Below are 14173 nucleotides of genomic sequence, written 5' to 3' on the forward strand. Positions count from 1 at the left end.
ACAGGTTCTGCGACACCTGGGCGACATCCTGCCCGGCGGCCGCCGGGGTCGCCGTGGCGACTGCTGCACTGACTGTCATGGCCAATCCCCGTGGTTATTCTTCGTCGTCCGCGGTGGCTTCCTTGAGAATCTCCTGGGCCCGCGGCATGACGATGAACTGGCCACCGAGGATGATCGCCTGGGTGATCATGTCTTCGGTCATCGCGTCCCCCTGGGCGTTTTCCAGCGCCTGGTCGAATTCGGCTTCAGGGGTGTTCTGGGGGCTGGTGTTGCCATCTACCTGGGTGACTGCCATGGGTTCTCTCCTGTCGTCTGAGGTTTATTCGTCCGTATCCTTGACCACCTGGATGCCGGCACTGCCGCGGAACACCCGCACGCCTCGCTCGCGAACCACTTCGGGCTCGGCGACCACCGGGCTCTGCAGTTGATCGATACGTTGCTGAACCAGCGCCATGTAGGGCGGCGGCCCGGAAATCAGCATGCCGTCACCGTGAAAGCTGCTGCGCAGCGACAGGTGCTTGCCTGCTACACCCAGCTCGTCCAACGCGGTCTGCAGCTCGTCGAGCTGAAAGCCGCTGGGTTCGAACTGGCGAATCTCGATTTCTTCCTCACTGTTCACATGCAGCATGTTGCCGTCGAAAAACCAGGTCAGGCCGCCGTTACCGCACAAGGCGTCGAGAAACTCGCCGGCACTAGCCGCACGCAGGTTGCTCTGGGCGCGGCCCTTGACCCGATTGGAAATCGCCATCGGCAGGCCAAGGTTGCGCCCGAAGGCCTCCAGAGTGCTGCGCAGGTCCTGGTTGATCACCACATAGTCGTAAGGCTGATCGAACCATGGCGGCGTTACCTCGGCGTGGGCCGTACCCGCACTGCCCGCCAACAACAGCACGGCCAGCGCCAGGCAACGCCCGATGGAGCCACTATCGGCGCAGGCAGGTCGATGAAACAACCGCCGCCCGGCAACAATCACAAGATTTCGCAGCCCCTTCACAGATCCCCCTGAAGCTGGCTCTATAGAATGCCGTGCACGTGCCGAACCAACCCAGGAGCACCGCCCTTGCCGTCGATTTCCACCCGTTGCATCCTGCTTGCCAGCCTTGCCCTGCTGGGCGCCTGCAGTAACCACTCGCCGAGCACGCCCGCACCAGCCGGCGATGAGGCCTACCAGCGGCTGATGAAACTGGCCGGCGATGTCGAATCGCGCGGTGACCGCGGCACCGCCGCGACGCTCTACCAGAGGGCTGCGGAGCAACCGGGGGCGGGCTTCGAAGCCTGGCAGCGGCTGGGCCATGCGCGACTGGAGAGCGGCAACATCCAGGGCGCCGAGCCGGCCTACCAGAAGGCCGTCGCGCTGGAGCCGGACAACCCGCTGGGCCTGCTCGGCCTGGGCACCGCGCAGCTGCGCCTGGGCTACCCGGAGCGCGCCCAGCCGCTGCTGGAAAGTGCCGCCCGGCAATTGCCCAACGATGCCCAGGCCTTTGCTCGCCTGGGCGCCGCCGAGGCGCAGCTGGGCAATGTCACGGCCATGCAGAACGCCTTCGCCACGGCACGCCGGCTGGCCCCCGATGACCTCGATGCGCGCAGCAACCTGGCCCTGGCCTATGCGCTCAACGGCGACACGGGCAATGCCCTGCGCGAGATCGCCGGCATCGACCGTGCGCCCACCGCGCAGTTGCGCCATCAACGCAACGCGCTGTTGGTTCAGGTATTGGCGGGCGCGCAGGGCAAACCGGCCAGCGTGCAGCTCGACGACACCAGCGCCACCCAGCGCCAGGCGCTGATCGCCGAGGCGCAGCGTATCGCCGCCATCCGCGACCCCGCCGAACGCGCCAGGGCCCTGGGGCTCAGCGCGGGGCAGTAGAACCTGCTGCCGGGTGATGGCGAGGCTCATTGCCCGCCTCCGGTATCGCTCTGCGCGGCCTGCTCCTGACGACGGCGGCGCTTCTCGTCGGCCTCGAAACCTTCCAGGTACGACTGCGCCGCGCGGCCCACCGGCGCGGCCAGGGTCGGCCCGGTCTGCCGGCCACGCAGCAGATCACCACGGCGCTCGACCATCTGCAGCAGATTGGCGTTGTTGGCGCAGCCAGGCGGCAGAGGTAGCAGCTCACGCTCGTCGACTGGCTGGCCCTCATCCGTGACGCGACGGCAGGCATCCGGCACCAGCAACGTCTGGCCATTACCGTCGACGATGGTCTGGTAACCAGGGGAATAGTCTGGCGCCCGCAACTCGGTCTGGCAGGCGCCCAGCAGCAGGCAGGTGGACAGCAGGCCCAGACGAGTCATCACGGCACTCCCGTTCATTGCAGGTGGAACCCGAAGGAGCTGCTACGCGCCGGGCCATCGGCACGGGCGCCCAGGCTTTTGTCGAGCGGCGTGAGCATGGCCTGGGTCTGCACCGGCTCGACCAGATAGGGGGTGATGAGGATCACCAGCTCGGTCTCGTTCTGCTGAAAGCGCTTGGAGCGGAACAGGTTGCCGAGCACCGGCATGTCGCCCAGCAGCGGGACCTTTTCCAGATCCCGTGAATTCTCTCGCTGGAACAGGCCGGCAATTGCAAAGGTCTGCCCACTACCAACCTCGACGCGGGTGTCGGCGCGGCGCACGCGGAACGACGGCACGCGGAACCCGGAGACTTCCAGGGTGCTGCCGCCCATCAGGCTGCTGACTTCCGGGCGCACCTGCAGGCCGATGCGGTCGCCCGGCAACACGGTCGGGCTGAACAGCAGCGACACCCCGTAGGATTTGTATTCGACGCCCACCAGGTCGCTGTTCACCGGTACCGGTACCGGCACTTCGCCGCCCGCCAGGAAGCTCGCCGTCTCACCGGTCATGGCAGTGATGTTCGGCTCAGCGAGGATCTCCAGCACGCCATTGCTCTGCAGCGCCTCGAGCACGCTGTCGATATTGAAGTTGCCACTGTCCAGGCCCACGCCGATCAGGTTGGAGCCGCCGGCAGCGGCCTCCGCCGCCAGGTTGCCGCCGGTGAGCAGGCCGAACGAGAAGGTGCCGTTGTTGAACAGCGCATTCCAGCTGACGCCGTAGCGCAGCAGCTCCTCGCGAGACACCTCGGCGAAGCGCACGCGGATGTTCACCTGGGCAGAGCCGGCGTACGTCGCGGTGTTCACCGCCCCCTGCCAGTCCTGCCCGGTGGGATCGAGCAGGGCATTGAGGTCCAGCGCCTCGGCGACGTTACTGACCTGGCCACGGGCCGCCAGGCGGTTGCCGACGCCCTGAACCTCGGTGCCGCTCTGCGGGTGGCGGCTGCGCAGCGCACTGGTGATCGGCCGGCCGTTGCTGCCGACGCTGATCTGCAGAGAGGCGATTTCTCGCTCGTCACTGCCCAGGGCCACCAGGGTGGTGTGCCCCGGGCGCTTGCCAAACAGGTAGATGACCCCGGGCGACACCACCTGCAGGTCGGCCACACCGGGCTCGGCGATCATCACCGCATCCACCGGGTCGCTGAAGCGCATGATCCGCCCCTCGCCGGTGCCCAGGCTGATATCGCCCCCCAGCGGGGACTGGGCCATGGCCAGCAACGGCAGGCAGCACAGCGTCAATGCGAGCAGGCGGATCATGTCGCACCTGCCAGTGCGGGAGCAGGTTGGCTCTTTTCCGCCCGCGCAGTGCTCGGCGCGCCGATCACCTTGATCGCCTGCAGGCTGTATTCCGGGGCCAGTTCGGTAAAGGACAGCACGGCCATCTCCAGTTCGTCACGAATGCACAGGCGCAGGATCCGGCGGCGTAGCTCCGGGTGCACCACCAGGGTCGGTTTGACCTGTTCGGGTAATTGCGCGCATTCCTGGCGCAGCGCCTTGAGCAGGCCACGGGTGGCTTCCCGGGCGCGGATCTCACCGCGCCCGGTATCCTGCTGACGCGCCGCTTCCAGCAGCTGCGCCTCCAGGGCCGAGCCCAGCACGAAGGCCGCGATCACCCGCTGCGCATCGGCATGCTGGTGGCTGATCTGCCGCGCCAGGGCGCTACGCAGGTGGTCGCTGAAGCGCCCGACATCACCCTCGCGGCCGCCCCACTCGACCATCGCCTCGAGCAGCGCCCGCCGGTTGCGGATCGACACGCCCTCGGCGACCAGACGCCGCAGGGCGTCGGCGATGCGCTGCAGGGGCACGGCCCGCAGCGCTTCCTTTACCAGTTCGCCATGGCTTTCCTCCAGGTGCGCCAGCAACTGGCGGGTTTCCTGGATACCGAGAAAGTCGCCGGCATAACGACGCAGCACCCGCGCCAGCACATCGCGCAGGATTTCATCGGGGCGCAGGTAGACGATCCCCGCATCGCTCAGCTCGGCCTGGTGTTCGCTGGCGATCCACAGGCCGGGGCGGCTGCCCAGGGGTGATGCGCGTTCCTCGCCGGTGATGTCGAGCAGTTGCAGGTGCACGGGGTCGTCCTTGAGCAGCACCTGAGCAGGGTTCAGTTCGCCCTGATCGACCGGCACGCCTTCCAGCTCGACACGGTAGCCAGCGGTCGAGCCGGCCATGTCGACGACCACCGAAGGCATCGGAAACTCGATACCCAGCTCGTTGTGGAGGTCGTGGCAGAGCACCTCGAGGCGTTGCTTGAAGGGTTGCAGCGGCACCGCTTCGGCCAGCCCCGGGCCGATCGACAGCAGTACCCGGGTGTCCGCGGCAGCGGCCGGGGCGTCCTCCTGCTGCTGGGGCTCGGCGTCGACGGCCGCCTCCTCGACCACCTCGGCAGTCGCGACCTCGGCTTGCGCCTCGCGCTGCTGGCGGCGGCGCAGCATCCAGGCGCACAACCCCAGCACAGCCGACAGGCCGAGAAACACCGGCGCCGGGAAACCGGGAATTAACGCCACGGCGGCGAGAATCAGCGCGGTCAGCGTCAGGGCACGCTGGCTGTTGCCCATCTGGCGAATGATCTCGGTGCCCAGGTCGACCTGCTCGGCCTCGTTGTTGACCCGGGTCACCACGGTGCCGGCGGCCACCGCGATCAGCAGCGCCGGGATCTGCGCGATCAGCCCGTCACCCACGGTGAGCAGCGAGTAGGTGTGGCCGGCATCGGCGAACGACATGCCGCGCGACAGCATGCCGATCAGCAGGCCGCCGATCAGGTTGACGAAAAGGATCACCAGGCCGGCGATGGCATCGCCCTTGACGAACTTCATCGAGCCGTCCATCGCGCCGAACAGTTGGCTCTCCCGCTGCAGATCGGAGCGCCTGCGGCGCGCTTCGTTGGCATCGATGTCGCCGTTGCGCAGGTCGTTGTCGATGCTCATCTGCTTGCCGGGCATGGCGTCCAGGCTGAAGCGCGCCGCCACCTCGGCGACCCGCTCGGCGCCCTTGGTGATGACCACGAACTGCGCCACGGTGATGATCAGGAAGATCACCAGGCCGACCACCACTTCGCCGGCGATGACGAATTTGCCGAAGGCCTCGATGATATGCCCCGCATCGCCGTGCAGCAGGATCAGCCGCGTGGTGCTGATCGACAGGGCCAGGCGGAACAGCGTGCTGAGCAGAATCAGCGCCGGCAGCGCGGACAGCTCCAGCGGCTTGCGAATGTAGAAGGCGACGATCAGTACCAGGATGCTCAGGGCGATGCTGATGCCGATCAGGGTGTCGACCAGATAGGTCGGCAGCGGGATGATCATCATCACGATGGCCATCATCATGAAGGCGACCACCACCACCTCGGTGCGTTGCGCCGCCATGCCCGCCAGGGCGCTCAGGCGCCCCATCATGCTTCACGCTCCTGGCGCAGAACCCGGTAGCGGGCAAAGCAGGCACGCGCCTCGCCGTGCTGGCCGGCGCTCCACAGCGCCCGGCTGCGCAGCAGCAGCCAGGCCGCCGATTCGCCCTGCAACCCGTGCAGACAATCCAAGGTCTGCAAGGCCCGTTGTCCATCGCCATTGGCGGTAAAGGCGGCCGCCAGGCGCGCCAGCAACCGCGGATCATCGGGATTGAGCTGCACGGCCAGCAACAGCAGCACCAGTGCGCGCGGCCCCTGGCCAACCCGCAGATAGAGATCGCCCAGGCCCTGGAGCAGCTTGGCGGCATCGTGGTCGTCGCGCAGCATCATGGCTCCACCTCGGTTTCGACACGCTGGCGATCCAGTGCCTGGCGGGTGTCGAGTTCTTCGCGCACCAAGCTCATGGCCAGGGCCCGGGTTTCACCGTCGAGCGGCAGCGACGGCAGGATGCGCTCGAGGATGTCTTCGAGAATTTCCGCCGGGCGCGAGCCTGCGAACACCCCGGGTTCGACGCCTGCGGTCAGCTCCAGGGCGTGCAGATCGTCCTGCACCGTTGGCAATGGCAGTGTGCGCGGCAGGCTGGGCTGGCGAACGGCGGGTGGCGCGGTGGGCGAAGCAGGGAACCGCTCACTCGGGCGAGCGCGAACGTCGGCGGCAGCATCCGACGGCGCCAGCGGAGCGCGTGAATCGATCTTCATGCTGAGGGTGTGCTCCTATTCCAGCACGCGACGCGTTGCCGCGAGAAATCTCGCCAGGCTAGGCGGAGGACGCCGGTAATGGTTATTCCCTTGCCAAGTCCTCCAACAACGCATGGCGAGGTTTCCCGCGCAACCCGAAGGGCCGGGCCCGTTTTGGCGCGACGGTGCTGGAAGAGGAGCACACCCTAACCCTCAGGCACTGGCGAAGGCCCCAGCGTCAGTGCGAAGCGCTCGTCGCCCAGTGCCAGCACCACCTGGCCGTCCTCGATACGCTCGAGCTTCCAGCCGCCTTCCAGCGGAGCGCCGGGATACAAGCGGGCACCCGACGCATTGATCACGTAAGGGTTGTCGCCGAACCACACGGCCTGGAAATTGACCCGCGGCCGAGGGGCGCTTTCACGCACGCTGACATCGCCACGCAGTACGTACTGGCGTCCGTAACGACCGTCGAAATACTGTTGCAGGGCAAGCCAGTCCTGCTGCTGACCCGGCTGCAAGGTGCCACTGACGTGGACCTGGCCGGCGCTGGCGTCGAGCTTGAGATCGTTCAACCCGGCGGCCCCGGCCTGGCTGGCCAGATCGGCGCGGGCCATTTGCAGCGACGCCGCCGGGGGCGCCTCTGCAGGCTGCTCCTCGGCGAGAGTCAGGCGCTGCAGCGACTCCGGCTCGGTGCTGTGCATCGGCCCGTCGCGCAGCACCGCCAGGGCGCCGGCGCAGATGAACATGAACAATGCGGCAATCGCCCATTGCGTTTTGCCGTACCACACCGGGTTGGCCGCCTGGCCAGCCTGGGGCATGGCCAGACGCATGGTCGCCGTGCCGATGCGGATATCCACAGGCAGTCGGCCACGATAGCCGTGCCCGCGTGCGATGGCGGTTTCACGCCCGTTGCGGATTACCCGCACGTCACCGCCGGTGGCCTCGACGCTAACGTGGCGGGCACTCAGACGTAGGGTCAGGTGACGCTCCGCCACCCCCGCATCACGCAGCATCAGGTTGGCTGCAGCGCCACTGCCGATGCAGTACACCGCTTCATCCAGCGGCAGCGATACACCGCGATGGATGCCGGCGGTGACCTCCAGCCGAGGTAGATCGCCGCTGTTAAGCGAGGCGGAACTCGAGGCTATCGCAGTCATAGGACTCACCGGGGCTCAGGGATCACGCTATCGAGCGACGTATGCGACCAGAACGGCCAGACCACGCACTCGATGGAAAAGGTGCCGATAACGGCGCAGACACAGGTTGCAGGCGGCGCCAGGCACCGCCTGCAACCTGGGTCAGTTCTGCGGACGCTGTTTGGTCGCGTCAAGCTCGGCTTTCTTGGCCGTGGTGATCTCGGTGATCTTGGCGGATTTCTCGATCGCCATATCGAACACCGCGGACATCTTGTCGATGGCAGCGTCTGCGCCGCCGCTGCTTACTGGAGGAGTCTCAGCCATGGGATATCTCCGAAAATATCTAAAGGGTAATGAGCGGCATCACCACCGGTGATCACCGGTTTCAGGAAAGCCACCTCGTCGAGCGGGCTTTCCTGCAACGACTCGAAGACTAGAGAGCGATTGTCGGACGATGTTGTTAAAGGTTGTTAAAGCTTGTTGAGGATCGCTTAACGACCTGCCTACGACGCTGGCCGATGCGCCCCGGCGCCTGGTCGCACCTGGCAGCAGGTTGCGCCAGGCATGGCCACGCAGGCCCGGGCCTGCGTGGCCACAGGCACATGCGGCCTTATCCGATCACGACCTCGCCTTGACGCTTTCGGCAATCCCCTCGTCGTTTTTGCATCGGGTCGCCAGGGCGGTGAGGCATATGCTGCCCACAAAGCGCCAGCAGCGAATCTGGTGCAACCAATCAAGGGGAGTCGCCTGATGAGCCCAGCCGAATTACACGCCGACAGTATCGTCATCGACGGTCTGATCATCGCCAAATGGAACCGTGAACTCTTCGAAGACATGCGCAAGGGCGGCCTGACCGCCGCCAACTGCACCGTGTCGGTATGGGAAGGTTTCCAGGCCACCGTCAACAGTATCGCCGCCAGCCAGAAGCTGATTCGCGAGAACAGCGACCTGGTGATGCCGGTACGTACCACCGCCGACATCCGCAAGGCCAAGGAGCTGGGCAAGACCGGCATCCTTTTCGGCTTCCAGAACGCCCATGCGTTCGAGGACCAGATCGGCTATGTGGAGATCTTCAAGCAGCTTGGCGTGGGCATCGTGCAGATGTGCTACAACACCCAGAACCTGGTCGGCACCGGCTGCTACGAACGTGACGGCGGCCTGTCCGGCTTCGGTCGCGAGATCGTCGCCGAGATGAACCGCGTGGGCATCATGTGCGACCTGTCCCACGTCGGCAGCAAGACCAGCGAGGAAGTCATCCTCGAATCCAAGAAGCCGGTCACCTATTCGCACTGCCTGCCTTCCGGCCTGAAAGAGCACCCGCGCAACAAGTCCGATGAAGAGCTGAAATTCATCGCCGACCACGGCGGCTTCGTCGGCGTGACCATGTTCGCCCCGTTCCTGGCCAAGGGCATCGATTCGACCATCGACGACTACGCCGAAGCCATCGAGTACGTGATGAACATCGTCGGTGAAGACGCCATCGGCATCGGCACCGACTTCACCCAGGGCCATGGCCAGGACTTCTTCGAGTACCTGACCCACGACAAGGGTTACGCCCGGCGCCTGACCAGCTTCGGCAAGATCATCAACCCGCTGGGTATCCGTACCGTCGGCGAGTTCCCCAACCTCACCGAAACCCTGCTCAAACGCGGCCATTCCGAGAGCGTGGTGCGCAAGATCATGGGCGAGAACTGGGTAAGGGTACTGAAAGACGTCTGGGGCGAATAAGCCTCTCCCAATCCAATTCTTGTAGGAGCGGCTTCAGCCGCGATCCGTCCCCAAGGGACGACGTGCCTTGAAGCTCGCGGCTAAAGCCGCTCCTACGGTTCAAACTCAGGAGTTTTCATACATGGCCACCCACGCCCCCGAAATGCCCATCCAGGTCGACGACGAAACCGGCGTATGGACCACCGACGCCCTGCCGATGCTGTACGTGCCGCGGCACTTCTTCGTCAACAACCACCGTGGCATCGAGGAAGTGCTCGGCGCCGACAAGTACGCCGAAATTCTCTACAAGGCCGGCTACAAGTCCGCCTGGCACTGGTGCGAGAAGGAAGCCGAATGCCATGGCCTTGAAGGCGCCGCGGTGTTCGAGCACTACATGAAGCGCCTGTCGCAACGCGGCTGGGGCCTGTTCGAGATCCAGAAGCTGGACATCGACGCCGGCTACGCGGAAGTGAAGCTCAAGCACTCGGCCTTCGTGTACGTGTACGGCAAGGTCGGCCGCAAGGTGGATTACATGTTCACCGGCTGGTTCTCCGGTGCCATCGACCAGATCCTGTCGGCCAAGGGCAGCAGCCTGCGTACCGTCACCGTGCAGGAATACGGCGGTTCCGAAGAAGGCCACGACGATGGCCTGTTCGTGACTCGCCCGCTCTGAATAACAACAGGAGCGCCACTCGCTAGGCGCTCCACCCCGCGTTGACCGTGAACGCAGTGCAGACGCCGATTCGAGGAGAAGGTCATGGCCTTCGAAGCAATGTTTCAGCCGATCCAGATCGGCAAACTGACCATCCGTAACCGTGTGCTCTCCACCGCGCATGCAGAGGTCTATGCCACCGACGGCGGCATGACCACCGAGCGCTACGTGAAGTACTACGAAGAGAAGGCCAAGGGCGGCATCGGCCTGGCCATCTGCGGCGGCTCCTCGGTGGTGGCCATCGACAGCCCGCAGCAATGGTGGAGCTCGGTGAACCTGTCCGCCGACCGCATAATCCCGCACTTCCAGAATCTCGCTGACGCCATGCACAAGCACGGCGCCAAGATCATGATCCAGATTACCCACATGGGCCGCCGCTCGCGCTGGGACGGTTTCCACTGGCCGACCCTGATGTCGCCGTCCGGCATCCGCGAGCCAGTGCACCGCGCCACCTGCAAGACCATCGAAATCGAGGAAATCTGGCGCATCATCGGCAACTACGCCCAGGCTGCGCGCCGTGCGAAAGAAGGCGGCCTGGACGGCGTCGAACTGTCCGCTGTGCACCAGCACTTGATCGACCAGTTCTGGTCGCCGCGCGTCAACAAGCGTACCGATGAGTGGGGCGGCACCTTCGAAGGCCGCATGAAATTCGGCATGGAAGTGCTCAAGGCGGTGCGCAAGGAAGTCGGCGACGACTTCTGTGTGGGCATGCGCATCACCGGTGACGAGTTCCACCCGGACGGTCTGTCCCACGAGGACATGAAGCAGATCGCCGCCTACTACGACGCCACCGGCATGCTCGACTTCATTGGCGTGGTGGGCTCGGGCTGCGACACCCACAACACCCTGGCCAACGTCATCCCGAACATGAGCTTCCCCCCGGAGCCGTTCCTGCACCTGGCGGCCGGCATCAAGGAAGTGGTCAAGGTGCCGGTGCTGCACGCGCAGAACATCAAGGACCCGAACCAGGCCACGCGGATTCTCGAAGGCGGCTATGTCGACATGGTCGGCATGACACGCGCGCACATGGCCGACCCGCACCTGATCGCCAAGATCAAGATGGGCCAGATCGACCAGATCAAGCAGTGCGTCGGTGCCAACTACTGCATCGACCGTCAGTACCAGGGCCTGGACGTGCTGTGCATTCAGAACGCCGCGACCAGCCGTGAATACATGGGCGTACCGCACATCATCGAGAAGACCACCGGCGTCAAACGCAAGGTGGTGATCGTCGGCGGCGGCCCGGCCGGGATGGAAGCAGCTCGCGTCGCAGCCGAACGTGGCCACGACGTGACCCTGTTCGAGAAACAGGACAGCCTCGGCGGGCAGATCAGCATCGCCGCACGGGCCCCGCAGCGCGACCAGATCGCCGGTATCACCCGCTGGTTCCAGCTGGAAATCGCTCGCCTGGGCGTCGACCTGCGCCTGGGCACCGCGGCCGATGCGGCAACGCTGCTCGACCTGCGCCCGGACATCATCGTCCTGGCCAACGGCGGCCACCCCTTCCTCGAACAGAACGAGCACTGGGGCGCTGACGAAGGCCTGATCGTAAGCAGCTGGGACGTGCTCTCGGGCAAGGTCGAGCCGGGCAAGAACGTCCTGGTGTACGACACCATCTGCGAATTCACCGGCATGTCGGTCGCCGACTACCTGGCGGACAAAGGCTCGCAGGTGGAAATCGTCACCGACGACATCAAGCCGGGCGTGGCCATCGGCGGCACCAGCTTCCCCACCTACTACCGCAGCATGTATCCGAAAGAAGTGGTGATGACCGGCGACCTGATGCTGGAGAAGGTCTACCGCGAAGGCGACAAGCTGGTAGCGGTGCTGGAGAACGAATACACCGGCGCCAAGGAAGAACGCGTGGTCGACCAGGTAGTGGTGGAGAACGGCGTGCGGCCGGACGAATCGCTGTACTACGCACTCAAGGAAGGCTCGCGCAACAAGGGCCAGATCGACGTCGACGCGCTGTTCGCGATCAAGCCGCAGCCATGCCTCTCCGAGACGGGCGACGGCTACCTGCTGTTCCGCATCGGCGACTGCGTGGCCCAGCGCAACACCCACGCGGCGATCTACGACGCGCTGCGGCTGTGCAAGGACTTCTGATCGAAACGACGCCCTTGTGGGAGCGGGCGGGGACGCCTAGTTCATGCCCGCGACTCAACGTAGCCAAGGCTGCGCCCAAATGCGGGTCTGGCCCGCTCCCACGACATCTCGTCCGGTGAGGACAGACCGATGCTGAACACCATTCTTCCCATCCTGCTTTTCGCCGCCCTGGCCCTTGCGCTCATTGGCGCGGCCAAGCGCTTCTTCATGTGGCGCCGCGGCCGACCGGCCCAGGTCGATTGGCTCGGCGGCCTGCTGAAAATGCCGCGCCGCTATCTGGTGGACCTGCACCACGTGGTCGAGCGCGACAAGTACATGTCCAAGACCCACGTGGCCACCGCCGGTGGCTTCGTGCTGGCGGCCGTGCTGGCCATCGCCGTGCACGGTTTTGGCCTGCACAACCGCATCCTCGGCTTCGCGCTGCTGGCGGCCACGGTGCTGATGTTCACCGGCGCCCTGTTCGTCGTCAAGCGCCGCCTGAACCCGCCGTCGCGGCTGTCGAAAGGCCCGTGGATGCGCCTACCGAAAAGCCTGCTGATGTTCGCCGCCAGCTTCTTCATCGCCACCCTGCCGGTCGCAGGCATTCTGCCGGCCGACTTCGGCGGCTGGGTGCTGGCGGCCATCCTTGGCGTGGGCGTGGCCTGGGGCGTGTCCGAGCTGTTCTTCGGCATGACCTGGGGCGGGCCGATGAAGCACGCCTTCGCTGGCGCCCTGCACCTCGCCTGGCACCGCCGTGCCGAACGCTTCGGCGGCGGCCGCTCGACCGGCCTGAAAGCCCTCGACCTCGACAACCCGAAAGCCCCGCTGGGCGTGGAAAAACCCACCGACTTCACCTGGAACCAGCTGCTCGGCTTCGACGCCTGCGTGCAGTGCGGCAAGTGCGAGGCCATGTGCCCGGCCTTTGCCGCCGGCCAGCCGCTGAACCCCAAGAAGCTGATCCAGGACATGGTCATCGGCCTGGCCGGTGGCAATGACGCCAAGTTCGCCGGTTCACCCTACCCAGGCAAACCGCTCGGTGAACACAGCGGTGGCCCGCACCAGCCGATCGTCTCGCTGCAAGGCAAGGCCCTGGTCGACGCCGACACCCTGTGGTCGTGCACCACCTGTCGCGCCTGCGTCGAGGAGTGCCCGATGATGATCGAGCACGTCGATGCCATCGTCGACATGCGCCGCCACCTGACGCTGGAAAAGGGCTCGACGCCAAACAAGGGCGCCGAGGTGCTGGAAAACCTCATTGCCACCGACAACCCGGGCGGCTTCGCACCGGGCGGTCGCCTTAACTGGGCAGCGGACCTGAACCTGCCGTTGATGGCCGACAAGGGCAGCGCCGAGGTGTTGTTCTGGGTCGGTGACGGCGCCTTCGACATGCGCAATCAGAGAACGCTGAGGGCCTTTGTGAAGATCCTCAAGGCATCCGGCATCGACTTCGCCGTGCTCGGCCTGGAAGAACGCGACAGCGGTGACGTGGCTCGTCGCCTGGGCGATGAGGCAACCTTCCAGCAGTTGGCCAAGCGCAATATCGCCACGCTGAACAAGTACCAGTTCAAGACCATCGTCTCTTGCGACCCGCACAGTTTCCACGTGCTGAAAAACGAGTACGGCGCGCTGGGCGGCCATTACCAGGTCATGCACCACAGCACTTTTATCGAAAACCTGATGCAGCGCGGCACCTTGAACCTCGGGCAACACAAGGGCGGCTCCGTCACTTACCACGACCCGTGCTACCTGGGCCGCTACAACGGCGAGTACGAAGCGCCCCGTGCAGTGCTCAGGGCCATCGGCATCGAGGTCAAGGAGATGGAACGTTCCGGCTTCCGCTCGCGCTGCTGCGGCGGTGGCGGTGGCGCGCCGATCACCGACATCCCCGGCAAGCAGCGAATTCCCGACATGCGCATGGAAGACATCAAGGAGACCGGCGCCGAACTGGTCGCCGTCGGCTGCCCGCAGTGCACCGTGATGCTCGAAGGCGTGGTCGAACCTCGCCCGCAGATCAAGGACATCGCCGAGCTGGTCGCCGAGGTGCTGATCGAAGCCGAAGCAGCGCCAAAGCGCCAGGCACCGCAGTCCGCCGCCGTGGAGGTCGCGTAATGGCTCATATGAGCAGGATGGGTGCTAAC

The 14173-nt window shown here is 65.4% G+C and carries 14 protein-coding genes; 5 read left to right on the forward strand and 9 right to left on the reverse strand.

What is annotated here, in order from left to right:
• Positions 1 to 94: 94 nt before the first annotated feature.
• Both BUC40_RS13785 and BUC40_RS13790 read right to left on the reverse strand, forming a co-directional pair.
• Positions 95 to 295, reverse strand: a complete 201-nt coding sequence (locus tag BUC40_RS13785) for a hypothetical protein (RefSeq protein ID WP_073266630.1) — start codon at positions 293 to 295, stop codon at positions 95 to 97.
• Between the two features lie 24 nt (positions 296 to 319).
• Complete coding sequence (locus BUC40_RS13790) at positions 320 to 949, reverse strand: type III secretion protein (RefSeq protein WP_244160648.1); 630 nt, start codon at positions 947 to 949, stop codon at positions 320 to 322.
• 108 nt (positions 950 to 1057) lie between these two features.
• On the opposite strand from BUC40_RS13790, the gene BUC40_RS13795 reads away from it, so the two are divergent.
• Positions 1058 to 1861, forward strand: a complete 804-nt coding sequence (locus tag BUC40_RS13795; protein WP_244160649.1) for a tetratricopeptide repeat protein — start codon at positions 1058 to 1060, stop codon at positions 1859 to 1861.
• Between the two features lie 26 nt (positions 1862 to 1887).
• Here the strand turns inward: BUC40_RS13795 and BUC40_RS13800 are convergent, their stop codons facing one another.
• The 7 genes from BUC40_RS13800 to BUC40_RS22900 all read right to left on the reverse strand — a co-directional run bounded on the left by BUC40_RS13800 (position 1888) and on the right by BUC40_RS22900 (position 7855).
• Positions 1888 to 2283 (reverse strand): hypothetical protein, encoded by a 396-nt coding sequence (locus BUC40_RS13800; protein WP_244160650.1) that lies wholly within the window; start codon positions 2281 to 2283, stop codon positions 1888 to 1890.
• A gap of 14 nt (positions 2284 to 2297) precedes the next feature.
• Positions 2298 to 3575: a type II and III secretion system protein family protein gene (locus tag BUC40_RS13805; RefSeq protein WP_083593543.1), complete on the reverse strand. Its 1278-nt coding sequence runs from the start codon at positions 3573 to 3575 to the stop codon at positions 2298 to 2300.
• Positions 3572 to 5710, reverse strand: a complete 2139-nt coding sequence (sctV, locus tag BUC40_RS13810; protein ID WP_073266634.1) for a type III secretion system export apparatus subunit SctV — start codon at positions 5708 to 5710, stop codon at positions 3572 to 3574. The genes BUC40_RS13805 and sctV overlap by 4 nt, the downstream gene beginning before the upstream one ends.
• Positions 5707 to 6048 carry a type III secretion apparatus assembly chaperone SctY gene (gene sctY / locus BUC40_RS13815; protein WP_073266636.1) on the reverse strand — a complete coding sequence of 114 codons (342 nt, stop codon included), beginning with the start codon at positions 6046 to 6048 and terminating at the stop codon, positions 5707 to 5709. The genes sctV and sctY overlap by 4 nt, the downstream gene beginning before the upstream one ends.
• Entirely contained in the window at positions 6045 to 6416 is a 372-nt protein-coding gene (locus BUC40_RS13820) for a hypothetical protein (protein WP_073266638.1), read from the reverse strand. Before BUC40_RS13820 ends, sctY begins: the two co-directional genes overlap by 4 nt.
• A 185-nt stretch (positions 6417 to 6601) precedes the next feature.
• The gene (locus BUC40_RS13825) at positions 6602 to 7552 is read right to left on the reverse strand and encodes a SctD/MshK family protein (RefSeq protein WP_073266640.1); all 951 of its coding nucleotides are present in this window, start codon (positions 7550 to 7552) and stop codon (positions 6602 to 6604) included.
• Positions 7553 to 7693: 141 nt separating this feature from the next.
• Positions 7694 to 7855, reverse strand: a complete 162-nt coding sequence (locus BUC40_RS22900; RefSeq protein ID WP_167369160.1) for a hypothetical protein — start codon at positions 7853 to 7855, stop codon at positions 7694 to 7696.
• A 426-nt stretch (positions 7856 to 8281) separates the two neighbouring features.
• Here BUC40_RS22900 and BUC40_RS13830 point away from each other — a divergent pair, with 426 nt between their 5' ends.
• From BUC40_RS13830 to dgcB, 4 genes are all read left to right on the forward strand, one after another.
• A complete protein-coding gene (locus tag BUC40_RS13830) occupies positions 8282 to 9259 on the forward strand; it encodes a dipeptidase (protein WP_073266642.1) in 978 nt (325 codons plus the stop codon).
• 121 nt (positions 9260 to 9380) lie between these two features.
• Complete coding sequence (locus BUC40_RS13835) at positions 9381 to 9911, forward strand: DUF5943 domain-containing protein (protein WP_073266644.1); 531 nt, start codon at positions 9381 to 9383, stop codon at positions 9909 to 9911.
• Between the two features lie 84 nt (positions 9912 to 9995).
• Positions 9996 to 12056 carry a dimethylglycine demethylation protein DgcA gene (dgcA, locus tag BUC40_RS13840; protein ID WP_073266646.1) on the forward strand — a complete coding sequence of 687 codons (2061 nt, stop codon included), beginning with the start codon at positions 9996 to 9998 and terminating at the stop codon, positions 12054 to 12056.
• A 129-nt stretch (positions 12057 to 12185) separates the two neighbouring features.
• Positions 12186 to 14144 (forward strand): dimethylglycine demethylation protein DgcB, encoded by a 1959-nt coding sequence (gene dgcB / locus BUC40_RS13845; protein WP_073266648.1) that lies wholly within the window; start codon positions 12186 to 12188, stop codon positions 14142 to 14144.
• The last annotated feature ends 29 nt before the right edge of the window (positions 14145 to 14173 follow it).

This window comes from Phytopseudomonas punonensis, assembly GCF_900142655.1.
Taxonomy (GTDB): domain Bacteria; phylum Pseudomonadota; class Gammaproteobacteria; order Pseudomonadales; family Pseudomonadaceae; genus Aquipseudomonas; species Aquipseudomonas punonensis.